The 22,223-nt window shown below is 38.9% G+C and carries 29 protein-coding genes; 20 read left to right on the top strand and 9 right to left on the bottom strand.

The features are described 5' to 3' along the window. Positions 1-258 precede the first annotated feature (258 nt). Complete coding sequence (locus ACNHOZ_RS10350; protein ID WP_013057894.1) at positions 259-423, top strand: hypothetical protein; 165 nt, start codon at positions 259-261, stop codon at positions 421-423. Between the two features lie 81 nt (positions 424-504). Here the strand turns inward: ACNHOZ_RS10350 and ACNHOZ_RS10345 are convergent, their stop codons facing one another. Next, complete coding sequence (locus ACNHOZ_RS10345; RefSeq protein WP_013057893.1) at positions 505-759, bottom strand: hypothetical protein; 255 nt, start codon at positions 757-759, stop codon at positions 505-507. 362 nt (positions 760-1,121) lie between these two features. Between ACNHOZ_RS10345 and ACNHOZ_RS10340 the strand changes: the two genes are divergently transcribed. The 8 genes from ACNHOZ_RS10340 to ACNHOZ_RS10305 all read left to right on the top strand — a co-directional run bounded on the left by ACNHOZ_RS10340 (position 1,122) and on the right by ACNHOZ_RS10305 (position 7,734). Continuing rightward, on the top strand, positions 1,122-1,928 hold the full coding sequence (locus tag ACNHOZ_RS10340) for a cell wall hydrolase (RefSeq protein ID WP_048018930.1): 807 nt from the start codon (positions 1,122-1,124) through the stop codon (positions 1,926-1,928). A 238-nt stretch (positions 1,929-2,166) separates the two neighbouring features. After that, positions 2,167-2,301 carry a hypothetical protein gene (locus ACNHOZ_RS10335; RefSeq protein ID WP_255901588.1) on the top strand — a complete coding sequence of 45 codons (135 nt, stop codon included), beginning with the start codon at positions 2,167-2,169 and terminating at the stop codon, positions 2,299-2,301. A 230-nt stretch (positions 2,302-2,531) separates the two neighbouring features. After that, on the top strand, positions 2,532-3,482 hold the full coding sequence (locus ACNHOZ_RS10330; RefSeq protein WP_028414467.1) for an ABC transporter permease: 951 nt from the start codon (positions 2,532-2,534) through the stop codon (positions 3,480-3,482). Next, a complete protein-coding gene (locus tag ACNHOZ_RS10325; RefSeq protein WP_034267834.1) occupies positions 3,475-4,422 on the top strand; it encodes an iron chelate uptake ABC transporter family permease subunit in 948 nt (315 codons plus the stop codon). Before ACNHOZ_RS10330 ends, ACNHOZ_RS10325 begins: the two co-directional genes overlap by 8 nt. Then, the gene (locus tag ACNHOZ_RS10320; RefSeq protein ID WP_028414465.1) at positions 4,416-5,174 is read left to right on the top strand and encodes an iron ABC transporter ATP-binding protein; all 759 of its coding nucleotides are present in this window, start codon (positions 4,416-4,418) and stop codon (positions 5,172-5,174) included. Before ACNHOZ_RS10325 ends, ACNHOZ_RS10320 begins: the two co-directional genes overlap by 7 nt. A gap of 23 nt (positions 5,175-5,197) precedes the next feature. Next, positions 5,198-6,154 carry a siderophore ABC transporter substrate-binding protein gene (locus ACNHOZ_RS10315; RefSeq protein ID WP_033580631.1) on the top strand — a complete coding sequence of 319 codons (957 nt, stop codon included), beginning with the start codon at positions 5,198-5,200 and terminating at the stop codon, positions 6,152-6,154. Between the two features lie 331 nt (positions 6,155-6,485). Next, positions 6,486-7,340 (top strand): manganese catalase family protein, encoded by an 855-nt coding sequence (locus ACNHOZ_RS10310; protein ID WP_047750489.1) that lies wholly within the window; start codon positions 6,486-6,488, stop codon positions 7,338-7,340. A gap of 253 nt (positions 7,341-7,593) precedes the next feature. After that, positions 7,594-7,734: a hypothetical protein gene (locus ACNHOZ_RS10305; protein WP_196299086.1), complete on the top strand. Its 141-nt coding sequence runs from the start codon at positions 7,594-7,596 to the stop codon at positions 7,732-7,734. A 467-nt stretch (positions 7,735-8,201) separates the two neighbouring features. On the opposite strand, the gene ACNHOZ_RS10300 is transcribed toward ACNHOZ_RS10305, so the two are convergent. From ACNHOZ_RS10300 to ACNHOZ_RS10290, 3 genes are all read right to left on the bottom strand, one after another. Next, a complete protein-coding gene (locus ACNHOZ_RS10300; RefSeq protein WP_047750491.1) occupies positions 8,202-9,281 on the bottom strand; it encodes a PrsW family intramembrane metalloprotease in 1,080 nt (359 codons plus the stop codon). 238 nt (positions 9,282-9,519) lie between these two features. Beyond that, positions 9,520-9,768: a hypothetical protein gene (locus ACNHOZ_RS10295; RefSeq protein ID WP_033580533.1), complete on the bottom strand. Its 249-nt coding sequence runs from the start codon at positions 9,766-9,768 to the stop codon at positions 9,520-9,522. Positions 9,769-9,790: 22 nt separating this feature from the next. Then, on the bottom strand, positions 9,791-10,405 hold the full coding sequence (locus ACNHOZ_RS10290) for an NAD(P)-dependent oxidoreductase (RefSeq protein ID WP_034267848.1): 615 nt from the start codon (positions 10,403-10,405) through the stop codon (positions 9,791-9,793). Positions 10,406-10,940: 535 nt separating this feature from the next. Between ACNHOZ_RS10290 and ACNHOZ_RS10285 the strand changes: the two genes are divergently transcribed. Beyond that, entirely contained in the window at positions 10,941-12,428 is a 1,488-nt protein-coding gene (locus tag ACNHOZ_RS10285; RefSeq protein WP_048018931.1) for a hypothetical protein, read from the top strand. A 77-nt stretch (positions 12,429-12,505) separates the two neighbouring features. Here the strand turns inward: ACNHOZ_RS10285 and ACNHOZ_RS10280 are convergent, their stop codons facing one another. Next, positions 12,506-13,228: a DUF421 domain-containing protein gene (locus ACNHOZ_RS10280; RefSeq protein ID WP_230683493.1), complete on the bottom strand. Its 723-nt coding sequence runs from the start codon at positions 13,226-13,228 to the stop codon at positions 12,506-12,508. A 327-nt stretch (positions 13,229-13,555) separates the two neighbouring features. Between ACNHOZ_RS10280 and cspD the strand changes: the two genes are divergently transcribed. Continuing rightward, on the top strand, positions 13,556-13,753 hold the full coding sequence (gene cspD / locus ACNHOZ_RS10275) for a cold-shock protein CspD (RefSeq protein WP_013057877.1): 198 nt from the start codon (positions 13,556-13,558) through the stop codon (positions 13,751-13,753). 242 nt (positions 13,754-13,995) lie between these two features. Continuing rightward, positions 13,996-15,573, top strand: a complete 1,578-nt coding sequence (locus ACNHOZ_RS10270; RefSeq protein WP_028414456.1) for a peptide chain release factor 3 — start codon at positions 13,996-13,998, stop codon at positions 15,571-15,573. A 97-nt stretch (positions 15,574-15,670) separates the two neighbouring features. Here ACNHOZ_RS10270 and ACNHOZ_RS10265 read toward each other — a convergent pair whose 3' ends face one another. Next, complete coding sequence (locus ACNHOZ_RS10265) at positions 15,671-15,997, bottom strand: DMT family transporter (RefSeq protein ID WP_013057875.1); 327 nt, start codon at positions 15,995-15,997, stop codon at positions 15,671-15,673. Then, entirely contained in the window at positions 15,994-16,527 is a 534-nt protein-coding gene (locus tag ACNHOZ_RS10260) for a TetR/AcrR family transcriptional regulator (protein WP_048018933.1), read from the bottom strand. Before ACNHOZ_RS10260 ends, ACNHOZ_RS10265 begins: the two co-directional genes overlap by 4 nt. 237 nt (positions 16,528-16,764) lie before the next feature. Between ACNHOZ_RS10260 and ACNHOZ_RS10255 the strand changes: the two genes are divergently transcribed. Continuing rightward, the gene (locus tag ACNHOZ_RS10255) at positions 16,765-17,340 is read left to right on the top strand and encodes a poly-gamma-glutamate hydrolase family protein (RefSeq protein ID WP_048018934.1); all 576 of its coding nucleotides are present in this window, start codon (positions 16,765-16,767) and stop codon (positions 17,338-17,340) included. Here ACNHOZ_RS10255 and ACNHOZ_RS10250 read toward each other — a convergent pair. Beyond that, positions 17,291-17,845 (bottom strand): HAD-IIIA family hydrolase, encoded by a 555-nt coding sequence (locus tag ACNHOZ_RS10250; RefSeq protein ID WP_047750495.1) that lies wholly within the window; start codon positions 17,843-17,845, stop codon positions 17,291-17,293. The two genes, ACNHOZ_RS10255 and ACNHOZ_RS10250, sit on opposite strands and share 50 nt — an antisense overlap. Positions 17,846-17,994: 149 nt before the next feature. Here ACNHOZ_RS10250 and ACNHOZ_RS10245 point away from each other — a divergent pair, with 149 nt between their 5' ends. Beyond that, positions 17,995-19,317 carry an AlbA family DNA-binding domain-containing protein gene (locus ACNHOZ_RS10245; RefSeq protein WP_048018935.1) on the top strand — a complete coding sequence of 441 codons (1,323 nt, stop codon included), beginning with the start codon at positions 17,995-17,997 and terminating at the stop codon, positions 19,315-19,317. Positions 19,318-19,474: 157 nt separating this feature from the next. Beyond that, positions 19,475-19,621, top strand: coding sequence for a hypothetical protein (locus tag ACNHOZ_RS10240; protein ID WP_165351766.1), 147 nt, complete (start codon positions 19,475-19,477; stop codon positions 19,619-19,621). Positions 19,622-19,660: 39 nt separating this feature from the next. On the opposite strand, the gene ACNHOZ_RS10235 is transcribed toward ACNHOZ_RS10240, so the two are convergent. Then, positions 19,661-20,104, bottom strand: a complete 444-nt coding sequence (locus ACNHOZ_RS10235; RefSeq protein WP_028414451.1) for a hypothetical protein — start codon at positions 20,102-20,104, stop codon at positions 19,661-19,663. 118 nt (positions 20,105-20,222) lie between these two features. Here ACNHOZ_RS10235 and ACNHOZ_RS10230 point away from each other — a divergent pair, with 118 nt between their 5' ends. The 5 genes from ACNHOZ_RS10230 (at position 20,223) to ACNHOZ_RS10210 (ending at position 22,215) form a co-directional block, all read left to right on the top strand. Further along, positions 20,223-20,441: a DUF1659 domain-containing protein gene (locus tag ACNHOZ_RS10230; RefSeq protein ID WP_013057868.1), complete on the top strand. Its 219-nt coding sequence runs from the start codon at positions 20,223-20,225 to the stop codon at positions 20,439-20,441. 15 nt (positions 20,442-20,456) lie between these two features. Continuing rightward, the gene (locus tag ACNHOZ_RS10225) at positions 20,457-20,669 is read left to right on the top strand and encodes a DUF2922 domain-containing protein (protein ID WP_013057867.1); all 213 of its coding nucleotides are present in this window, start codon (positions 20,457-20,459) and stop codon (positions 20,667-20,669) included. A gap of 55 nt (positions 20,670-20,724) precedes the next feature. Then, positions 20,725-20,862 carry a YvrJ family protein gene (locus ACNHOZ_RS10220; RefSeq protein WP_028414450.1) on the top strand — a complete coding sequence of 46 codons (138 nt, stop codon included), beginning with the start codon at positions 20,725-20,727 and terminating at the stop codon, positions 20,860-20,862. Positions 20,863-20,946: 84 nt separating this feature from the next. Next, on the top strand, positions 20,947-21,360 hold the full coding sequence (locus tag ACNHOZ_RS10215; protein ID WP_028414449.1) for a BlaI/MecI/CopY family transcriptional regulator: 414 nt from the start codon (positions 20,947-20,949) through the stop codon (positions 21,358-21,360). 3 nt (positions 21,361-21,363) lie between these two features. Next, entirely contained in the window at positions 21,364-22,215 is an 852-nt protein-coding gene (locus tag ACNHOZ_RS10210; protein ID WP_028414448.1) for a M56 family metallopeptidase, read from the top strand. Positions 22,216-22,223: the final 8 nt, after the last annotated feature.

Here is a 22,223-nt window from a genome sequence, read left to right as displayed (position 1 = left end):
AAAACATAAAAAAGCGGCTTTATCTTAGATAAAGCCGCTTTTTTATGTGACAGTTTCAAACTTCAGGGTGTGAGGTGGGGTAGTTTTTGTTTACCCGTATATATCTAAATAAAACAATCTAAATGATAATGAAGTAGAAATTATTTATTCCGTTTGTTTATAAATTGTTTAAATATAAGATGAAGCAGTTTAGCTTTGGAAAATAAGGGAAGAAACATACTAACTTGCCTGTGTATATTTAGAAAAGGAGGGATAAAGATGTCGTTAGCTCATTTTGATGATATTTCAGAAATTTGCTATGCATGTGAAAAACAGCCTCTTGGGAAAAGACAAAAACGCATTGGCGTATGGACGGAAAAAGAAATGAGAAAGCCTGTTGAAGAGAGAGTAGAAAATCAGAAGGTGGTCGCCCTTTCTCGTTAATGTAAAAAAGCCTTTAGCTCATCTAAAGGCTTTTTTACATATTGGCGTTTGGACATGTGTGAAGGGTCATAGAAGCAATCGTTATAAATCTTCTAGTCTTTGAACTTTTTTGCCTTCTATTTTATGCTGTTCCATCGTTTCTTTTAACTCTTTGTTCGCCGTTGTCATGGTCGTTTCATTTGTTACGCCCATAAATGACCAGCCGTGAGATTCAAGCCAGTACTTGAATTCCCGCAAAAACTCTTCCTGCGTTCCTCCCGTATGATAAAAAGCTCCTTGAATCGTAATAGCCGGTTTTTCCGTATTATACGTTACATACATTTTATTTGCACACATCCAAATGGACCTCCTTTATTAATAAACAAACGTAAATTGACAAAGAAGCGCTGAATCATTCCTCAATAGTTACACTATTTCTCTATTTGACTGCTGTTTTCCTTTTAATCTCTGCGATTAATCATAATTAAATCAAGTTTTTTACAGAAAGAGGAATGTAAGTAAACAGATAAAAAGCGCGTTTCGCAATGAAATCGTCATATTTCTACATATTCTTTAAGGGTCATGTAAAAGTTGTAACATAATGAATGGCACTGTAAGAAACTTAATCCAATTAGAACAAATGTTACTGTTTTTTTTAATGAAAAGGCGAATCTATGTGCTAAGGTAATAACAGGTTCAAATTTTAGGAGGTAGTTTTTGTGAGTAAAAAACGTGTAAAAAAATGGGCAGTTGCTTCTGCAGCGTCTGTAGCATTTCTAGCAAGTCAAGGAACAGCATCAGCAGCAGCTTCGCACAAAGTCGTAAAAGGAGATACCTTGTGGGGGCTTGGCCAACAAAATGGGGTTACGGTAGATGAGCTGAAAGGCGCTAATAACCGCCAAAACGACATGATTTACGTTGGAGAAACATTAACGATTCCTGACCAGGGACAAGCACAATCTGCCGCTAGTCCGGCAACATCTGTACATACAGTAGCACAAGGCGAAACGTTATATCATATTGCAACACAAAACGGCATGACTGTGGATCAGTTAAAAGCTGTTAACGGTTTACAAAGTGATATCATTACCATCGGACAAACATTAAAACTTCAAGGAGAAGCACCGGCGCCGGCACAAACTGCTCCGTCTACATCGGCTTCTGCACAAGATCAAGATTTACTAGCTAGATTAGTAGAGGCAGAAGCAAAAGGTGAGCCGTACCAAGGAAAAGTAGCGGTAGCAATTGTGGTATTAAACCGTGTAGCTTCACCGGAATTCCCAAATAGCATTCACGACGTTATTTATCAGCAGCTAGGAAACGGCGTGTATCAATTTTCACCAGTAGCAAACGGAGCAATTAATCAACCTGCATCAGAAGAATCAAAACGAGCGGTAAGCGAAGCATTATCAAACCCGCATGAAAACGATGCGCTGTTTTTCTATAATCCGAAAATCGCTGAAAGCCAATGGGTTGCAACGCAGCAAGTAACGGCAGTTATCGGAAACCATGTATTTGCAAAATAAGTAGATTTCTTTCAAATATAAACATATATTTCATATATATGTAATGTTCATACAAAGAGTCTGCTACAAAAGTATCTTGGTTAAAGTAAAATCCAAACTATTAATATTGATAGTTTGGATTTTTTTGTTATGGTGAACGTAGGTTTCGTATATGTAGAGGTACTTCTAGCTGTTGATTGGAGGGTAAGGAGAAGACTCCTGGGGAGAAAACGGAACAAATGAGACCCCGCAGGAGCCCATGCAAAGAGGAGGCTTATCGGCCGCCCGCGGAAAGCGAGGCCTTGAACGGAAATCAACAGTGGTGAAACAAGCAGTCCAGATCATTTATTCCTATTATTCGTCTTTAAATGAGGGCGAGTTAGGTATGTTTTAATCTCTTATGTATGAAGAGAGAAATAGCTCTTTTTAAGTTTAATTGAACCTTAAAATGCCTTAACAGATCCATCTGTTAAGGCATTTTTTTGCTTTAATTTTAAGAAAACCATTGATTATTTAGAGAATAATGGTATTATAGGGGTAGTCAATTGATAATGATAATCATTTACATATGATATAGAGGAGGAGATAACTAGACTTCTAGATGAAAGAAAGGAGCAAGGAAAGTTGAAGTTTTATCAGTTAATTCTTGTGTTTGCTGTACTAGCGGTTTCGTCTCTTTTTGTAGGAGTACAAGACCTGTCAGCGATGGATCTGTTTCATTTAACAAAAGAAGAAAGCCAAACGCTGTTTTTTAGTCGTTTTCCTAGGCTTTTGAGTATTATTATGGCGGGAATGAGCCTTAGTATTTGCGGATTAATTATGCAGCAAATTACGCGAAATAAGTTTGTCTCTCCAACAACTGCAGGAACGATGGACTGGGCAAGACTTGGTGTGTTGATTTCTCTACTAGTATTTGCTTCAGCAAGTCCTCTATTAAAAATGAGCATTGCTTTCATTTTCTCACTTGCGGGCAATCTATTGTTTATGAGAATACTAGACAGAATTAAATTTAACGATACGATTTATATTCCGCTAGTTGGTTTAATGCTCGGCAGTATCGTAAGTTCCCTAGCTACCTTCATCGCTTACAAATACGATTTGATTCAAAATCTTTCTTCATGGCTGCAAGGCGACTTTTCGCTAGTAGTCAAAGGGCGATATGAACTTTTATACCTGAGTATACCGCTCTTAATAATTGCTTATCTTTACGCAGATAAGTTCACGGTTGCTGGTATGGGAGAAAGCTTTTCAATCAATTTAGGCGTGAAATACAAACAAATCGTAAACATTGGATTAGTCATTGTTTCGCTTATTACGTCGATTACGATTTTGACCGTTGGCATGCTGCCTTTTTTAGGATTAATCATCCCAAATATCGTATCGATTTACCGTGGAGATCATTTGCGAAAAAGCCTGCCTCATACAGCGGTGCTTGGAGCTGTATTCGTACTTGCGTGCGATATTTTAGGCAGAGTCATTATTTTCCCTTATGAAGTTTCTATTGGGTTAATGGTCGGTGTAATAGGAAGTGCGATCTTTCTTTTTATGCTGATAAGGAGAGGTCGTTATGCATAACAAATATAAAATTATTATTCTCGCCGCGCTGGCTATTTTGTCGGCTGCGCTGTTTATCAGCTATGATTTAGGCTACTGGCAGTACACGCTGCCGCGAAGAATTGAAAAAGTCGCTGCGATTGTTTTAACCGGAGGAGCGATTGCGTTTTCATCCGTTATCTTTCAAACGATTACCAATAATCGAATTCTAACTCCTAGTATTCTAGGACTGGATTCACTGTATTTATTTCTGCAAACGTTTATTGTGTACATCTTTGGCTCGACGAATATTGTCATCATGAACAAAAATCTTAACTTTCTTCTTTGCGTTTCGCTGATGATTATCTTTTCGGTCTTGCTTTACATACTGATGTTCAAAAAAGCCGGTAAGAATATTTTCTTTATTTTACTGGTTGGAATTGTGTTCGGCACGTTATTTAAAAGCATGTCTTCATTTATGGAAATGCTGATTGATCCGAATGAATTTCAAATTGTACAAGATAAATCATTTGCAAGCTTTAACAATGTCAATACTGATTTGCTATACATAGCAGCGGTTATTTTTATCCTGCTTGGCATTTACGTATGGCGTTTTACCTCCATTTTTGATGTTCTGTCGTTAGGAAGAGAACATGCGGTAAATTTAGGTATTGATTATGACAGGCTTGTCAAAAAAATGCTGATTGTGATCGCCATTTTTGTCTCAGTGGCCACAGCTTTAGTTGGGCCGATTACCTTTCTTGGACTGCTTGTTGTGAACCTTGCGAGAGAGCTGTTCAAAACGTACAAGCACACCTATCTTATGATGGGATCACTGCTGCTTAGTGTTATAGCCCTCGTCGGAGGAGAATTTATTGTTGAAAAAGTGTTCACCTTCAGCACCACGCTGAGCGTCATCATTGACTTTGCCGGCGGAATTTACTTTATTTATTTGCTGCTAAAGGAGAATAGATCATGGTAGAAGTAACAAATGTCAGTAAAAAATACGGAGAAAAAACCGTTTTAGAAAAAACATCTGTGGTGATTCCAAAAGGAAAAATCACGTCATTTATCGGCCCAAACGGAGCGGGGAAAAGTACGCTGCTTTCCATTATGAGCCGTCTTATTAAAGCCGACTCAGGATCAATATCAATAGAAGGAAAAAATATAGAGAATATTGACAGCTCGGATTTAGCCAAAAAAATGAGCATTTTAAAACAGTCCAATCAGCTGAATATCAGACTTAGCGTACGTGAACTCGTAAATTTTGGCCGGTTTCCTTATTCAAAAGGCCGGTTAACAAAAAGCGATGAACAAGCGGTTGATCAGGCGCTGAGTTATATGAAACTTGAAAGTATTCAAGATAAATACTTAGATGAACTGAGCGGAGGACAGTGTCAGCGAGCTTTTATCGCTATGGTCATCGCACAGGACACGGAGTATATCTTCTTAGATGAACCGCTCAATAACTTAGATATGAAGCATTCTGTTGAAATTATGAAGCTGTTGAAACGTCTCGTAGAAGACTTAGGCAAAACCATTGTGATTGTCATTCACGATATTAATTTTGCGTCTGTCTATTCGGATTACATCGTGGCGCTTAAAAACGGTGAAGTGATCCGTGAAGGCCCAACAGAAACCATCATTCAAACATCTGTATTAAAGGATATATACGATATGGATATTCCAATCGAAACGGTTGGCGGACAGCGTATTTGCGTTTATTTTTCATAAAATTTATTCATGAGGTGACAAAAGTGAAAAAAGTGTTAGTAATGTTTGTAGCAGTCTTAACGGCGATTGTTGTGGCCGCTTGCGGTAATCAAGGAGCAAAAGAAACAACAGGTGGAGAAAGTAAGCAAAAAGAAACGGTAACGGTAACCGATCAGTTCAATAAAGACGGAATTAAAATTGAGAAAAATCCTAAAAAAGTTGTAGTATTCAGCATGGGTGCACTTGATACGCTAGATAAACTAGGCGTTGAAGTAGCGGGCTTGCCAAAACAAGCGATTCCTGAGTATTTATCAAAGTATCAAGATGATAAGTATGCGAATGTAGGTGGCTTAAAAGAACCTGATTTCGAAAAGATTGCAGAACTAAAGCCAGACTTAATTATTATTCAAGGCCGCCAAGCAGATTCATTTGATGAATTTTCAAAAATTGCGCCGACGATCTATATCGATACGGACAACCAGCACTATATGAAGTCATTTAAAGAAAACACAAAAGTACTAGGACAAATTTTTGATAAAGAAGATCAAGCGAAAAAAGAGCTAGCAGCAATTGATAAGCAAATTGCAGATTTGAAAAAACAAGCGGACAAACTAGATAAAAAAGCGCTTGTAATGATGGCAAATGACAGCAAAATGACAGCATTTGGTCCAGGGTCTAAATACGGATTAATTCATGATGTATTTGGTATCAAAGCAGCAGACGACAGCCTAGATCCATCGGCTAAGCACGGTCAAAGCATTGCATATGAATATTTAGTTAAGCAAAACCCGGACTACTTATTCGTGGTTGACCGCGGCGCAGCAATTGGTGAAAAATCATCCGCTAAACAAATTGTTGAAAATGAGTATGTAAAAGAAGTCAATGCAGTGAAAAACAATCACGTTGTGTATCTTGATCCAGGTCTTTGGTATTTATCTGGAGGAGGCCTTGAGTCAATGGCAGGCATGATTAAAGAAATCAAAGCAGGAATAGAGAAGTAATAGAAAAAAAGAGCTGGGTTTGACCAGCTCTTTTTTTTTGCATTTAAAGTATTCAGGGTTCCGTGACTGTAAAAAGACCGCTACGAGCAGTTTTTTGCTTATAACAAAAGGTGTTATCCACATGTTTCAATGAAGTTGTACTTTAGCTACCCAGAATAAAAAGGTCGCATATGGAAACAGTAGTTATGTGCAGATATGAGAAAGACGGCACGCTAGAATATGTTAGGGAGAAAAGAAACAGTGAAAAATCCTATAGCGGACAAAACTCTACATAAGTTAGTTCAAAAGTTAGTTCAAAAAACAAGCAATGTCAATAAAAGGAGTGTTTCATATGTATTATTACAAAGAAGGATTAATTAATGGCATTAAACCGGATAAGCCCGATCCTGCGGCTGCGAAGGTACTGCAAGAAGCCTTAGGCGGTCAGTTTGGTGAAATGCGAACGATGATGCAATATTTCTTCCAAAGCTCTAACTTCAGAGGAAAAGAAACGCAGTACCGAGATTTAATGAAAGGCGTTTTTTTAGAAGAAATAGCTCACGTAGAACTCGTTCAAAATACCATCAATGCATTGTTAGATGAATCTGGCGGAGCCGGCGTAGGAAGTCAAGGTTCAGATCAGGCTCCTCTTGATGAAGCTGTAAAACACGCTAATCCTCATCACTATATTATGGGGGCTCAAAGCTCACTGCCAGTAGATGCGGGCGGGAATCCATGGAACGGCTCATGGGTTTATAATCACGGAAATCTAGCGGCTGATTTGCTCAATAACGTTGTATTAGAATCAACCGGCGTTTTACAAAAAACAAGAATATATGAAATGAGTTCTAACCAGACGTTAAGAGAAACGCTAGGCTTCTTAATTGTTCGCGATAATGCTCATCAAAATGCATTCGCTAAAGCACTCGAAACATTAGGAGTAGATTGGGGAAAACTCTTCCCTATACCAAATTACGATATTAACAAATATCCTGAATGCAGAAAATTTGTCGAAATGGGCTATCATAACACGCAATTTGATTTTAGATTAGATCCGCATCGAATGGGAGAAATATTCCAAGGGCAGACGCCAAGCAGAAATGGCGGAGACCTAAGCGTAACACCTCCACCGGAAGCTTTTCCAGTCCCTCATTTATCTGAAATGCCAAATGAGCACGCTCCAGGTCTTGGAGACATGAACGCATAAAAATATGCAAATTAGCTTTAATGAATTAGAGCTAAAGCAAATAAAAAACATTGACTGAGAGCTAGTAGTCAATGTTTTTTTATGTTTCTTCAGCTGTCGTTCCTCTGAATGCAAGAACATCCCGCCGTTTACATAAACTCGGGATAAGCGGTTGTTTTACATCTATTTGTGAATTTACTTGTTTTTTATAAGAAGAAAAGGGAATACTTTCTTTAATCACTTGTGATAGAAAGCTAATAAGGGGCATGCTGCTATGCGTAGTCAACAAGATGAATTTTTATTTAAAAGAGAGCTCTATCGCTTAGTACAAGAATACAAACGCTGTAAAGCTGAAGAGATTAGACGGGCAATTAAAAAGGATATTCTTCTTTTGAAGAAGGTTATAAATAACTGAAATAGACAAAAACTAGAAAGAAGCTCATGTTAGTTAATAAATGAGCTTTTTTGCCTGCTTTAAACTTGTTCAAACGAATTAGTATGTCTGTAAATGGTCTTGGGAAGAGTATGGATCATGTTAAACAGAGCTAACGCAGTTGTTTCTGATTCTTCATAACGATAAATGATATCGTTTTCAACATCGCAGATTTGAAAACTGTTTAATTGTTTTGAATAACTTAGTGTAAACCTATTGGCAAGAGTATGAGTAATGTCGCTATCTCTATAATTTACTAAATTTGCTATCATATGCTTAATTTCAGTTAGGTTCATCCACCAAGTCACCCTTTCATGTTATTTAGGTTATCATACCATGTCCAGGTAATTTGAATACTGTTTTTTACAATTTGTAACAACAATTTTCAAAATGAAACATAAAGGTAATAAAAAGTTAAAACGAGCAGCTAAACGCAAGCTGAACATTTCCTATGAGGGTGTAGGCTTTTCTTTGTAATAGGTCAACTCCAGCTTTTTATCCGCGATTTCTTTTAGCCCAATACGAATCATACTGAATACCAAAATCCATAATATAACCGTTAAAATCGTATGTCCAGCTGGGAAAATACCTAGTACAGGTGAGTCCCAAAGAGCGTGCATAAAAACGACAAGCAAAAATACACCGAAAAATTTTGGTTTTATCAACATGCTCCACTGAAATTTCTTATCTCCTTGCACGATGCAGATGGCAGCGCCAGTCAAGGCAGCCCAAGCCACATGTCCTCCAGGAGCAAAAATACTGCGCCAGAGTATTGTAGAATAGAGCATGTGAAAGCTGCCGGAAAGAAGTGCTCGCAAAGCATAGCCAGCGGTTTCAAAAGCAGCAAAACCAGCTCCTATTGCAGCTCCTAAGAGAAGTCCGTTAAGGATATATCTATATTTAAGATTGCGTACAAAATAAATAACAGCGATAACTTTAGCCAGTTCCTCACATATTCCAATCACGATCACGTTTGTGTTATTTCCAAGAATATCATAAAACACAAGTGCTAATAAAAGTGAGAGGATTCCGCCAATAAAAACGACATAAACAATTTTGTAAATAGCAATATTCTGCGGAGCGTTCATTTCCCAAAAGAAAATGAGCGTAGTAAATGGCACTGCAAAAGCACCGACTACAATAAGACCGGGTATAAAGTTGATGTTTTCGAATAAGCTTACGCCTAGATATAGTCCTAAGTATGCAACAAGCGCAATAAGAAAGACCCTTGCAAAAAGCCAAGGCTTTGGCCATGTATTTACAACCTCTTCTATTTTAGGAGTCGTAAGCCCTGTTCCTACAATAAAAAGCCGTTCAGCTTCCATTTCACTGTGCTGTCGGAAGACTCGAGAGAATATATTTCGAAATTTAGGTTCAACCGAACGTTCATTTCTTGGAATTTTATCAACACGATGGGCAAACAAGTAGAATATGCTGTAGTTTTCATCGTGGTCCACAATTTCATGGCCGCAATTTAAGCAGAATTTTACCCCTTCCGGATTAGAATAAGCGCAATGGGGGCATTTCATTTATCTTCCTCCTCTTTCTTTTGACGCTTGTCTTACGATATCTTCTACATATATTATGTGAGTTGATGAAAAAAAGCATAAGAGGGTTTGGCAGGTAATTTGCTTAAATAATGGAATGGTACAGAAGCTATTGCTGAAAGAGACCTCATGAAAGCTAAAAAGGCTGCGTCATAAGGCGAATATTCGACTTACAGCACAGCCCTTTATATGATTAAAAATGTGGATGTTTATAATGCTACTACGCAATAAAAAAGCTTCCTGAAATAAAAATGATGACACCAATGACCATCATTAATGTTTCGCGGTCTTTTTTTCCTGTTTTTTTATTAGCAGGAAGCAGCGATTTTGAAAGAGGCTTGGCAAAAATGATGACAAGCATGCAAACAGCAGCAAAGATGCCAAGCGCCACTTGGAAATTACCTTCAATAAAGACGCATGCCATTAAAAGTACAAGACTTATTTTTAGAAAAATTTTTGATAGGTTCACTATCAACACTCCTTTAGAACACTTAATACGAAAGACTTAGTGATTTTTTTATATGCCTGTTGTTTTCTACGGCTTGAAGGAGAAAATGAGCGACGTCAGAACGGCTGATGTTGCGTCCGTTTTCTGGTATGCTAGCTTCTCCTATACGGTAATACGTGGTTAATGGACCGCTCGTTAGACCCATTGGCCGAGCAACTGTCCAGTCGAGTCCGCTTACCTTCAAGAGCTTCACGGCTTCGTGATGGTCGCGAAGCACATTTTTTAAAATACGCTGAGCAAGCCAGCCCGTCATGCCTGGAATTTCTCCATCGATTCCGGCTGAAGCCGTGTAGGCGATACGCTGAATTCCGTTTTCGTTCATACATTGAATCAGCAGATTTGTCGTTTCTACTAAAAGGGTAGAATGCCCTAGATTTTCGGTTCCCAGACAAGAAATGACTGCATCACACCCTCGCATAGCCTGACACACTTCATAATAATCAAGCACGTCGCCTTGTATGATGTGTACGTTCGCATGCGTTACCTTAAGCTTAGATGGATTTCGCACAAAAGCTTTTACATAATGTCCGTTTTTAATCGCTTGCTTGATTACTTCCTGTCCGGTCCTGCCGCTTGCGCCAATCAAAAAAATGTTCATACGATCAACCCTTTCGTTTCAATGTAGGTAGTAAAAACGAAATTTTCTTTTACCATAACACATTTTTCTCGATTTAGCTTGTCATAACATAAAAGTTGCTTACGCGATTCATCAAAGTAAGAGGTATCCTCTGTTCTTTTTTAAAACTTATGTCATAGACTGTCTAGAAAACAAGGAAATGTACGAACGGTTTATAAAGGTGTTTAATGCTATAGAAGCGAAAGGGTATTATAAGAATAAGGGACGAACAGAAGGGGCGATGCACGATGAAAAAATCGGTAAGCAGAGCACGTGTTATCATAGTACTAATAGGTTTTCCGCTCATCTTTCTCATTATGGCGCTTGTGACGGGTGAGTGGCGATATATGACTTGGATGATCCCGCCTGCACTGATGTCATGTTGGACGGCACTCTTCGTATTAAGAAAGCAAGAAGAAAGATAACAGGAAATTTGAACTATTGCATCGAATTTATAGAAAAAGTATAAAATGATAGAAAGCTATAGTAAGAAAATTTAATGAAGGACGGTGTGAAGATGAACGGACAACAGTTATTGTATGGGTTGCTTACGTCTAAAGGCGATATCCTAAGAGCTGCTTATGTGTTATGTGACCACCGCATTTATACGGAAATGTCAGCACGGTATCAGCAAACGGAGCATACGGATTTTCAAGCATCATTGGTAGAAGAAATGAAATTGCTTGAAAAACAGCCTGAAGTAGACATGCATCTGCATATTTTGCTTGAAATGGCGAAGTTTTTTGAACTTCCCGTTTCTCATGCTACAACAAATGGCGAGCTGTACGAGTTAAGCGATAACATTGGAAATTTGCTTGTATCTAAATACAATGAGCTGTTTTCAATTGCACGCTGTCATACGCTAGAAGACGTGATGCGCCATCAAATCCGACTGTTCTTTCATCTAATTGATTCGCAATACATGATTGCTACAAATCGTCAGCAAGCTGTGTTTCAGCAGCAGCTGATGAATTGGATTGAGCAGCTTCCTCCCATGTATCAAGAAAGAATGATTGATGTATTAGGAGACTATCAGCAGGCAGCGCTTGTGAAACTGCTGCAAAAAAAAGGGACAATTGAGCTATACAAACAGCTTCCTCCGCACGCATACCCTGCTATTTCAGGCCTTATGGCAACCGTAATGAGTATCTTTATTCCCGTTAATTACCCGCCAGCACTGCTATTTAGTATGAATGCGCCGCTTTTTTTAATGGCGAGCTTTGAAAGTCATGAAATTATTGCAAAACGCAAAGAAGCTGGAACGTTTTTACCACTGTTATTAGTAGTTGTTCAGCTGATGTGGACGTACAAGCTTGAGCATCAGGATGAGCTGTTGAATTATCAGTCTCTATTGATCAAGTGGTCATCTGTACACACAACGTATCAAGATTATGTAAAAAAGAAAGAGCAGTCACTGTTTGATCGTGAACGGTTAGACAACTTTATTTATAAAACAGAGCAGTATGTTAAGCAGCTCCGCGCTACGGAGAAAAAGACGGTGAAACAAATTGAAACGCTCAAAACAGCCATTCGCCATCAGCTTGATGAAATGGAGCTCACATCGTTAAACGGAGGGCTTGTGCTTCAAAAAATGATTGAAGAGCATGAATCATTAAAACAGGATGTAGAAGAACTGCAGCGCAAGCTTTCGATTAAAGGTGACTTCTTCTCTAAAGTAAGGCTGACGTTCCGTTCTGCAGAACGAGCTGTCAAAAGCAAAGTGAAAGAAGTAGAGCGTAAAAAAGTGCTTATGCAAATGACGGACTTTATTTTAGCAAATCGCTTGCCCGTATGCGTGGATATTCAAAATGAAATTTATGATTATCAAGACGAGCTGACGACGACTATTTTTCAAATTAATCAGCAGGTCGAGCTGCTTGAAGAAACAAAACAAAGCCGCCAGCTAGCCGATGCAAAAGTACGCCGCTATGATCAAGAAATAAAGCGATTTGAGCGGAACTATTATGGCTTAAAAGAAGGAACAGTTGAAGAAATGGCGCAGTAAAACTGGGACAAACGTATTTTATCCGAACGAGTTTGATTCTTTATGGAGAATCAAACTCGTTTAGTTATGTCTCAACCCTATTCTCTGTCTGTAGGAGCGGACAGCTGATCTTTATACTCATCTACATAGAGCATGCCGTTTGTTGACACAACTGCATACAGCACTTGGTTCAACTGAAGCTGACGATTTGAAAGCTCAAGGTTGATCCATTGTTCGGTATATTGAGGTGTTAAATTTTTATGAATAATTTCTCCGTCCATGATGAGTTCTACCGGTAAATTCATTTCTTTAAACGGCTTAGACAAAACGTCCTGTTTGGCAATGTTTTGATAAGCAGTTTTCTTTAATACCGACAGTTTTCCGCTTACTTCTAAAACAGCAAATTCTACTTCAGCAATGTTGAACGTTCCTAGTTCTCGTAAATGCTGATTCAAGTCGTCAATGGAATATTTGACTTTTTTCATATTTGCTTCAAGAAGCTTTCCTTTTTCTATAATAACCGTCGGGCGTCCTGTAATCCATTTTCGCAAGCGCCTGCTTTTTAGAGCTGTTGATGCTAAAAGAAAATGAATAGCCACAAGAAAAGCAAAAGAAGCGAACATCGGCAGAAATTTTAATTTTAAATCAAATCCCATATTTGCGATGAACGACCCAATAATGATGGACATCGCAAACGTAAAATGATTGTTATGGGTGTTAATTTGTTTTCCAATCAGGAAAGTTGTAATGCTTAAGATAATAAAAGAAACAAAGGTTCTAAGAAGGGACATGAGAATGTCTTCCATAGGTTGTGATGTCACCTGCTTTCTCATAAATAGAAAGAGTATCTATCTCTATAGCGTTATCCATTTAAAGGATCGTTATACAAGAAAAAACATCAAGAGGAAGTGCGGATAATTCGTTCATATTCGGCTGCTTAAAAAGGGCTAGAAAGGCTGTAGGTAAGGGATAGAAGCGAACAAAAAGAATGTGCAAATTCCTTTGAAATTTTTTGGAGGATTTGTTACAATAAAGGTGCTTATTTTTGTTCGGTAAGGATAGTTCGAAGTGTTCGTCTTGACTTATTGTAAGAGCAGGAATAGAGTAATACACAATGTGTGGATTGTCACACAAGGAGGAAAAGAGATATGTTACAAGGTAAAGTAAAATGGTTCAACGCTGAAAAAGGTTTCGGTTTCATCGAAGTAGAAGGACAAGACGATGTATTCGTTCATTTCTCTGCTATCCAAGGCGAAGGTTTCAAAACTTTAGAAGAAGGTCAAGAAGTTACATTTGAAATTGTTGAAGGCAACCGTGGACCACAAGCTGCTAACGTTCAAAAGTAATTTTTTTTATAAAGTTTAAGCCGATCAGCAGAACGTTTCTCTGGTCGGTCGTTAAACTAAACTGGGAGAAGGCCCCTTTTATAAAAGGGGTCTTTTCTTGTTCGCTTTTTACACCTTGTTGACGATTTCTTTGATTTTGCAGAAGTATTCAAATATGAAAAAAACTAGTCACGCAGTATAAAAAAAGCGTATAATGAAATGATGAAAATAGGAATTGTAGAGCAGAAAGGATTTTAAAACGTATGAGCAACCAACTTCAAGAAACGATGGTCGATTCACGTCGTACATTCGCCATTATTTCTCACCCGGATGCCGGGAAAACAACGTTAACAGAAAAAATGCTGTTACTGGGCGGAATGATTCGTTCAGCCGGAACGGTTAAAGGAAAAAAATCAGGCAAGTTTGCTACATCTGACTGGATGGAAATTGAAAAACAACGTGGAATTTCAGTTACATCAAGTGTTATGCAGTTTGAGTATAAAGATCACTTTATTAACATCTTGGATACACCAGGACACGAAGACTTCAGTGAGGATACGTATCGTACCTTAACAGCTGTAGATAGTGCGGTCATGGTTATTGACGGAACAAAAGGAATTGAAGCACAAACGCTTAAGCTTTTTAAAGTTTGTCGTATGCGCGGTATTCCCATCCTAACGTTTATCAATAAATTAGACCGTGAAGGAAAAGAGCCGCTTGAGCTGCTTGAAGAAATTGAAGATGTACTTGGTATCGAATCATACCCTGTAACGTGGCCAATTGGCATGGGGAAACGATTCCAAGGAACGTATGACCGTTTTTCAAAGCAAATTGAAGTGTATCAAGGAAACAAAGAGTCTTATTTTGCAGACTTTGACGGTGAAAATATCGACGATGAAATTAAAAAACACGTCGATGAAATGTATTTACCAGGCTTAGTGGATGATTTATCTCTATTAGACGAAGCAGGTAATGATTTTTCAATTGAAAAAGTAAAGCAAGGCTTATTAACGCCTGTTTTCTTCGGAAGTGCGATTGCGAACTTCGGCGTACAGTCTTTCTTTAATTCATTTTTACAATTAACATCACCGCCGCAGCCTCGTGAATCAACGAATGGCACCGTTCAGCCTACCGATGAAAACTTCTCAGGTTTCATCTTTAAAATTCAAGCGAACATGAACCCAGCTCACCGCGACCGCATTGCGTTCGTACGCGTATGTTCAGGAAAATTCGAGCGTGGAATGAACGTAACATTAGCAAGAACGAACCGCAAAATGAAGCTAGCGCAGTCTCATCAGTTCTTGGCATCAAGCCGTGAAACAGTAGACACAGCGTATCCAGGGGATATCATTGGCTTGTATGACTCAGGTACGTATCAAATTGGCGATACCATTGTAGGAGAGGGAAAAGTATTCGAATTCGACGCTCTTCCAAAGTTCCCGCCTGAACTGTTTGTAAAAGTTCGTGCGAAAAACGCAATGAAATCCAAGCACTTTGAAAAAGGAATTAATCAGCTTGTACAAGAAGGGGCGGTACAGCTTTACCGTACGCCGTTCTTTGGAGATTATATTTTAGGAGCAGTCGGTGAACTTCAGTTCCAAGTATTTGAACATCGTATGAAAGGTGAGTACAATGTCGATCTTGAATTCACACGCATGTCTCACAACATTGCAAAATGGGTAGACAAAGCAACAATTGAAGATCGCATGCTAGATTCTCGCGTGATGCTAGTGGAAGATCGTGATAAGCATGCTGTTCTTATGTTTGAAAACGATTTTGTATGGCGTTTGTTCCAGGACAAATATCCATCTGTTAAATTCCTAGATCCGTTTAATCTATAAAAGAGTATAAAAAAAGGAAAACAATACATACTACTTTCATAAGTAGACAGTCGATTTTCCTCCTTTGCTTAAGAGTCAGTATTTACTGGCTCTTTTTTTAATGAGCCACTGATTTTAAATTTAAAAGAATGACTCCTGCAATGATTAATACGATGCCAAATACCATCGTAAGACTGCCGCTTTCTTTCCAAATGACTACACCAATCACAGCTGTCACAGCAGTTCCTACACCAGACCAAATGGCGTATGCAACGCTGAGCGGAATGTGCTGAAGCGATGTGGAAAGCGCATAGAAAGCAAGACCAAATCCTAATAAAACACCAAGACTAGGCCAAAATTTTGTAAATCCGTTTGATGCTTTTAACATAGATGTACCAAATAACTCTGAACTAATTGCAATTGCTAAAAATAAATAGGCTTTCATCGAAAACCCTCCTCTGTTAATTTCCGAAGTTGTTGTTGAATCTGTTTTTGCATGTCTGGATCCACGGGTGCGAGCCCAAACATTTGGCTGAACCATAATCCATCGGCTGCTAAGCGCACAATGGTAGCAAGGACAGGGTCAATGCCATCTTGTTCAATATGGTGCTGCCACTTTTCGTAGTGTTTTTGAAGGTGCTGCAGAAGTTCAGGATTCGTTGCAATACCTGCAAGCAACCCTGCGCTCATCGCTTGTTCACGCTGAAGGTCATGAAGGGTCTCAGCGAGATAAGCCCGGCTCCATTTGCCAGGAGAATTGTCATGTTCAACTTGTACGTTTAGTCCGTCATCATATTTCTTGGTGACTGAATACAGCATTTGCTGAATCAATTCATCTTTTGATGAGAAGTGGTACAACAAGCCGCCTTTACTAACACCGGCTTCTTTTGCTACTTTTTCAAGCGTCAAATTTCCAACGCCGTCACGCTGCACAACCTGAGTGGCCGCAAGCAATATATCATCATATGTAGACACATGAATTTCCTCCTTTTTGATTTTCCCTAGAATACTTTACCGTCTGGACGGTTTGTTTGGCAATACTTTTATTTCGAATTTCAAAAAAAATTTTTGTGCACACTAAAATATAAAGTATAAAAACAAAAATGAACGCGTAAACAAAGGGTTAATCCGTTTACTACTTTTACTATATGAAGAAAAAGGAAAATTAAAGCCTGGGTATATGAAAGATAAAAGAAAGGTGTGAAGAAACAGATGAGGGATGTGTATCAAAGTTTTCAAGAATTATCTCAGTGTGAACGAGCCGGAATCGATTACGAAATAGAGTGTGTCATTCGCCGGAGAGAAATTGTCGTGCTTGCGATTCACGGAGGAACGATGGAAATTGGGACAGAAGAAGTAGCGGAAAAAATAGCAGAAAAGCTGAACGCAACGGTGTACGTATTTAAAACACTGAAAACAGAAAATCCGTTTGAATTACATGTTACGTCTGCAAACTACGATGAAGAAATGGCGCGTCATCTTGTGAAAAAATCAGAGGTCACAATTTCTCTTCACGGTGCCTATAGCGATGTCTGTACAACTTATATTGGAGGAAGAGACGAAAAGTTAGAAAAAGCGGTGCGTCAAGCACTTTCTAATTTTCCGATCAGTGAAACGCCCGTACATTTAAAAGGCGTTTCACCTCGAAATATCGCCAACGACAATCAGCGGCATAAAGGACTGCAGCTTGAAATCACCACTCCGCAGTATGAACAATTATTACAGGATGAGCAGCTGGTCAACGAGTATGTGAATGCGATAGTATCGGCTGTGAACTCAGTGATGTAAAGATAAATTCAACAGCTTTCTGTATATCGGCTGCAATAAGAGTTGGTTGTACATCAGCCCACTTTTCTCGTTCATGTAACGTGTCATGCCCAGCACCTGTTAACACTAAAATGCAGTGAGCGCCTGCTGCACTGGCCGCTACTAGGTCTTTCCACCGGTCGCCAATCACGATGCAGTTAGCCAAATTTAAGCTGTGCTCCTCCGCTGCTTTTAACAGCATGCCGGGGTTTGGTTTGCGGCACGAACAGGCGTCTGAATCTTCATGAGGACAAAGGTAAACATCATCAAATCCAAAAGCTAAAAGTTCAGAGATAAACTGTGATTTATTTACCTTTCCTTTTGCAACATCGGGCTGATTTGTGAAGGAAAACAGCGGAATGTTTTGTTTTTTTATGTCTTTAATCGCTTGCTTTGCTTGGGGGAACAGCTGAAAATCACCTGGATATTGAATGTCATTACTGCCTCCAATCGTTCCGTCTCGGTCTAAAAATATTGCTTCAATCATGTTATTCACCTCTTTTTCTATCATAATATAAAACAGGATGAATTTGGTAAAAATTTTGTTTTTTGAAAAAAATCAAAGAAATATGACTGTCTTTTTACTTCTCATCATATGGATAAGTTAAATAGAAGTGGTGAGGAGGGGGAAGACAAGTGAACGAAGAATCGTTTTATTCACCATTTATAAGCGAAGAAGGAAAGAAAAAAACAATTGGAGAAATTGAGTTTTCAGATGTGCAGCGCATGATGGAAAAACATTTAGAAGAAGGCTATCAGCTTGAGTTCAAGCGCGAAGTAAGCTCAACGGTCAAACGGAAAATCCCAAATATCATCGCTTCGTTTGCCAATGAAAAAGGAGGGTGGCTTATTTTTGGCGTAGATGAAGACGACCATTCCATTAACCTGCTCGAGCGCAAGGAATATGAGCTGTTTATTAATAATATGCTGAAAGATGTCACCAATCCCATTCCTCGTATCGTTACGCGCTTTTTATCACCTGAAGATCACCCCGGGCAAGGTGTTTTTGTTATTTGGATTCCCGAAGGTCCGAACCCTCCGTACATGTCTTACGGGAAAATTTACAGAAGAATTGGAAGCGGCACATCTCCGGTTACGGAAATCGATGATCGCTATCATTTAGATCGTCTTTATCAAAAATCGGAGGATCAAACGCAGCGAATAGAGGAATTTTGCACAAAAGAACTGTCTATCTATAACAGAAAGTGGCCGATGCACGGGAAAAGCTATATTCATTACGGGATGTGTAATATGTACGTGCTGCCACTATATGATTTGCATTTAATCGAACAAATGGAAGAAGAACGGTTAAAGCAATATATTTTAAGCAAGTCTAGCGAACCAAAATACTATCGTTTGGACGATGAGAGTACGGTGATGCTGCATACACCGTTTGTCAAAGCTTCTTATTCAGCGGAATCCATCATTTTTCGAAGCACAGATGTAATTGATGCATATGATAAAACAATTGCGTGGGAGCAGTTTTATAACGGATCAGCTAAGTTTCACATTCCTATTCCGTATATGGAAGAACCAAAACAAATTCATGACGTGCTGAAATCCAGCATTTCAAGCTACATTGATGAGACGATTTTTGAGCAGTTTCAATATATAAACGGACCCTTTTTTCTTACATCTTTAATCAGCTGCATCGGCGGATACATCGATTGTATGATGGAATTAAAAACTGAGCTCGAAGACATGATTATTGTAATTGATTTAGAGAACGTTCGAAATGATGTGCTTTACTTTCCGCATCAGCAGTTTCAAACATTTCTAGAAGAAGAAGGGCTCGTCTTTTCAGATAAAAAGCAGTATCGGTTTAATCAATCATTTAAAACAACAAAACTAGGGGGAAACGTCGAGCTTCTTGCCTACGTTGATTATATCGTAACGGCGTTTGGGCTTTCAAAAAACCAGTCCATGGACTTTCTTAAACATTCGTTAAACCGAGTATAAAATATACAATTTTTTGACAATAGCTAAAAAAATGACAAAAATGAAAAAAAGTATGATAATATCTTTCGTAAGTAATGAGCAAGTAAAGAAGAGAAAGGGGACTCTTTTTTACAGCTGCCGTTGCTAGGTAGGGTTAAACATAAGGGGAGAAAAAGTAATGAAAAAAGCGACATCCATACTTCTAATTGTCCTAGCACTTGCTGGTCTAGGAGGAGTATGCGCTGCTTATTACCATTTGGAGCAGCAAAAGCAAACGGAAGAAATGACGTATGAACAGAACTACATAACCGTAAGAAATGCATGAAAAAACCAGCCGATCGGCTGGTTTTTTTGGGGTTTCAAGTCATAGTAAGTAAAATAAAGATTTTGCTTGTTCAGTTTTTTTAAATAACTCCAATGATGTATAGACGCAAAATAGAAAGCCAACGCTTGAAAAAATAAAAAACAAGCGGAGAAAAGGGCGTTTTTTTTGAATGCGAAAGTACGTAAAAACAACGAGTGAACATACAAGCAGTACGCTCATAGCAGCAAATCGAATCGCGAGCTCTGCTAAATCATCAACCGTGCTTTGAAACAGTTTTAGCGTTTCATCGTTCAAATCAGTCTCAGGAATGTTCGTTTTGTCTTGCTGATTTAACACCCCTACATCCCATTTTTCTCGACTATAATCATGAGAAACCGTGTAGTAAAACGGACCAAGCTTTTTTTCATCTGCACCGTCATCAGCAAGTGCTGAAGCTGGATGCATGAATGCTAGAACAAAAAATAAAAAGCTCCACTTTCTCATTACCAAAGCCTCTTTCTAACTCAGACTATCTCCCATTATAAACCAAAAATTTTTATGTTTCCATCATCCCTCTTTCCTATTTCCATTTCTATATATAAAGTGAAAGGGGGAATAAAAGATGGCAGAAAAAATTCAGCATTCAAGCCAGCTTCGCTTAGTATTAGAACAAGGAATAAAAGAGGATGGAAAACCCGATTTAAAGACAAAATCCTATATGAACATTCAGCCGGGAAGTTCTGCAGATGCACTCATTACAGCAAGCGAAACCATTGCCAGCCTGCAGTCGCTGCCGCTTGTTGAAATCAACGAAGTTGTCACGTTTTCACTTTTAAAATAAGAAAAGAGGTAGAGTATGAAAACTTTAACGATGCAGTTTTTGAATGAGTCACAAAAAGCAGTAAGCCTATCGATTGAATCACCAAAAGATACGTTAGACGCAGCAGCCATCACAGCAGCAATGAACGCGCTGATCGCAAGCGATGTCTTTACTTCAAGCGGCGGAGCGCTCGTTGCCAGAAAAGGCGCCCAAATTGTCGAGCGAAATGTAACCGAATTTACGATTTAAAAATGAAAGTCCTTCCACTTCGGTGCGAAGGGCTTTTTTAAAAGGAGAGAGGAAGATGGCAGAGTGGTTTACGCTTGTTTCAGACGTTGGTTTTCCTATTGTGGTGACGCTTTATTTACTTCACCGAATCGAAGCCAAGCTCGATACAGTTGTGCTGTCCATTCAGCATTTAACCGATGAAGTAAAAAAGTGATTATGACAATTGTAAGGCGGTTGTCATGGAAAAGTTGACGGATTTGACACCTCACACTACAATTAGTAGTGTGAGGTGTCGAATATGAAAATTGAAAAATTCAAATTTAACGAAACCGGCCTTAATCGCTTTTTTGGCCCGCTTGAAGCAAAAATTATGACGGCTTTATGGAACGGAAGTGAAATGTCCATTAAAGACGTGCAGCACGTGCTTGAGAAAGAAAAAACAGTTAACTTCAACACCGTTATGACCGTTATGAATCGACTGGTGGAAAAAGGCGTGTTGCAAAAGCGTTTAAAAGGACGTACGTCGATGTATCAGCCGATTCTTTCTAAAGAGGAATTTATCGACGCTCAGTCGAAAGAGTTAACGCACGAATTGATCGATGAATTTGGCTCGCTTGCTGTTACTCATATGCTTGATGCGCTAGAAGAAGTCGATGATTCACTGTTAAGTATGCTCGAATCAAAAGTCAAACAGTTAAAAAAGGATGAATAATCAATGAATCAAGGAATACTAAAGCGTTCAAAGCTTATTTTTAACCTGTGCTTTTTTATTGCCGTGACGTTGCTTATGCAAATGGGGATGTATGTGCTGCATTTGCTGTTTGGATGGAATTTATCGTTTAACTTAATTTTACTTTGTAACAAAGTAGCCCACTTTTTCGGCTTGTTTTTTATTGAATACATGCTGAATGCCGTTATTTTTCACACGATGTTTGTACTGTTCATTAAAGCTGTAAAGCAAGTGATTCAAATGCGGAAAGTCCGTAAAATGATTACGAAGCTGCGAGATGAAACAACAACGGCTGACCTGCAAAAAGCGTACGGAAAGGATTTAACGGTCTTAACAACAGATCAGCCCATTGCCTTAACGATGGGGCTGTTTACACCGCATATCGTCCTGTCTACAGGGTTGCTGTCGGTGCTTGATGAAAATGAACTCGAAGCCGTTATTTATCACGAGCAGTCGCACGTTGCAAACAAAGACCCGCTCAAAACGTTTTTGCTAAGTACGCTTGCCTCTGCATTATGGTATATTCCATTTATTAAATGGAGCCATAAACGCTTCAAAGTTATGCGTGAAGTGCTGGCTGATCAAGATGCCATTGTGAAAAATGGCACGCCTGCTCACATCGGCAGCGCGCTTTTAAAAATGGTGAAAACGGGACAGACAAGTCTCTCGTGTGCGCACGTATCGTTTGCTGATACGTCTGTTAATTATCGCATTCAATATATTTTAAATCCGGAAACGAAAATGCCGATGCAGCCTCCTGTTATTTTAACGCTGACGTCGCTATACGTGTTTTTTATTTTGTGTGCGCTGATTTTTACAGCTCTAACAGCTTTGTAAGTTTGTAA

The organism is Priestia sp. D51, from assembly GCF_053345675.1.
Note: the sequence above shows the minus strand (reverse complement) of the source record. Positions and strands in the feature narration are given on the sequence as shown.

Bases quoted from the DNA above. Each gene is read 5' to 3' on its own strand.
- cspD (WP_013057877.1), top strand. From the start codon at position 13,556: ATGTTACAAGGTAAAGTAAAATGGTTCAACGCTGAAAAAGGTTTCGGT.
- ACNHOZ_RS10345 (WP_013057893.1), bottom strand. From the start codon at position 759: ATGTGTGCAAATAAAATGTATGTAACGTATAATACGGAAAAACCGGCT.
- ACNHOZ_RS10285 (WP_048018931.1), top strand. From the start codon at position 10,941: ATGAACGGACAACAGTTATTGTATGGGTTGCTTACGTCTAAAGGCGAT.
- ACNHOZ_RS10320 (WP_028414465.1), top strand. From the start codon at position 4,416: ATGGTAGAAGTAACAAATGTCAGTAAAAAATACGGAGAAAAAACCGTT.
- ACNHOZ_RS10255 (WP_048018934.1), top strand. From the start codon at position 16,765: ATGAGGGATGTGTATCAAAGTTTTCAAGAATTATCTCAGTGTGAACGA.
- ACNHOZ_RS10350 (WP_013057894.1), top strand. From the start codon at position 259: ATGTCGTTAGCTCATTTTGATGATATTTCAGAAATTTGCTATGCATGT.
- ACNHOZ_RS10230 (WP_013057868.1), top strand. From the start codon at position 20,223: ATGGCAGAAAAAATTCAGCATTCAAGCCAGCTTCGCTTAGTATTAGAA.
- ACNHOZ_RS10270 (WP_028414456.1), top strand. From the start codon at position 13,996: ATGAGCAACCAACTTCAAGAAACGATGGTCGATTCACGTCGTACATTC.
- ACNHOZ_RS10250 (WP_047750495.1), bottom strand. From the start codon at position 17,845: ATGATTGAAGCAATATTTTTAGACCGAGACGGAACGATTGGAGGCAGT.
- ACNHOZ_RS10220 (WP_028414450.1), top strand. From the start codon at position 20,725: ATGGCAGAGTGGTTTACGCTTGTTTCAGACGTTGGTTTTCCTATTGTG.
- ACNHOZ_RS10265 (WP_013057875.1), bottom strand. From the start codon at position 15,997: ATGAAAGCCTATTTATTTTTAGCAATTGCAATTAGTTCAGAGTTATTT.
- ACNHOZ_RS10210 (WP_028414448.1), top strand. From the start codon at position 21,364: ATGAATCAAGGAATACTAAAGCGTTCAAAGCTTATTTTTAACCTGTGC.
- ACNHOZ_RS10240 (WP_165351766.1), top strand. From the start codon at position 19,475: ATGAAAAAAGCGACATCCATACTTCTAATTGTCCTAGCACTTGCTGGT.
- ACNHOZ_RS10300 (WP_047750491.1), bottom strand. From the start codon at position 9,281: ATGAAATGCCCCCATTGCGCTTATTCTAATCCGGAAGGGGTAAAATTC.
- ACNHOZ_RS10225 (WP_013057867.1), top strand. From the start codon at position 20,457: ATGAAAACTTTAACGATGCAGTTTTTGAATGAGTCACAAAAAGCAGTA.
- ACNHOZ_RS10305 (WP_196299086.1), top strand. From the start codon at position 7,594: ATGCGTAGTCAACAAGATGAATTTTTATTTAAAAGAGAGCTCTATCGC.
- ACNHOZ_RS10215 (WP_028414449.1), top strand. From the start codon at position 20,947: ATGAAAATTGAAAAATTCAAATTTAACGAAACCGGCCTTAATCGCTTT.
- ACNHOZ_RS10325 (WP_034267834.1), top strand. From the start codon at position 3,475: ATGCATAACAAATATAAAATTATTATTCTCGCCGCGCTGGCTATTTTG.
- ACNHOZ_RS10335 (WP_255901588.1), top strand. From the start codon at position 2,167: ATGCAAAGAGGAGGCTTATCGGCCGCCCGCGGAAAGCGAGGCCTTGAA.
- ACNHOZ_RS10290 (WP_034267848.1), bottom strand. From the start codon at position 10,405: ATGAACATTTTTTTGATTGGCGCAAGCGGCAGGACCGGACAGGAAGTA.
- ACNHOZ_RS10310 (WP_047750489.1), top strand. From the start codon at position 6,486: ATGTATTATTACAAAGAAGGATTAATTAATGGCATTAAACCGGATAAG.
- ACNHOZ_RS10235 (WP_028414451.1), bottom strand. From the start codon at position 20,104: ATGAGAAAGTGGAGCTTTTTATTTTTTGTTCTAGCATTCATGCATCCA.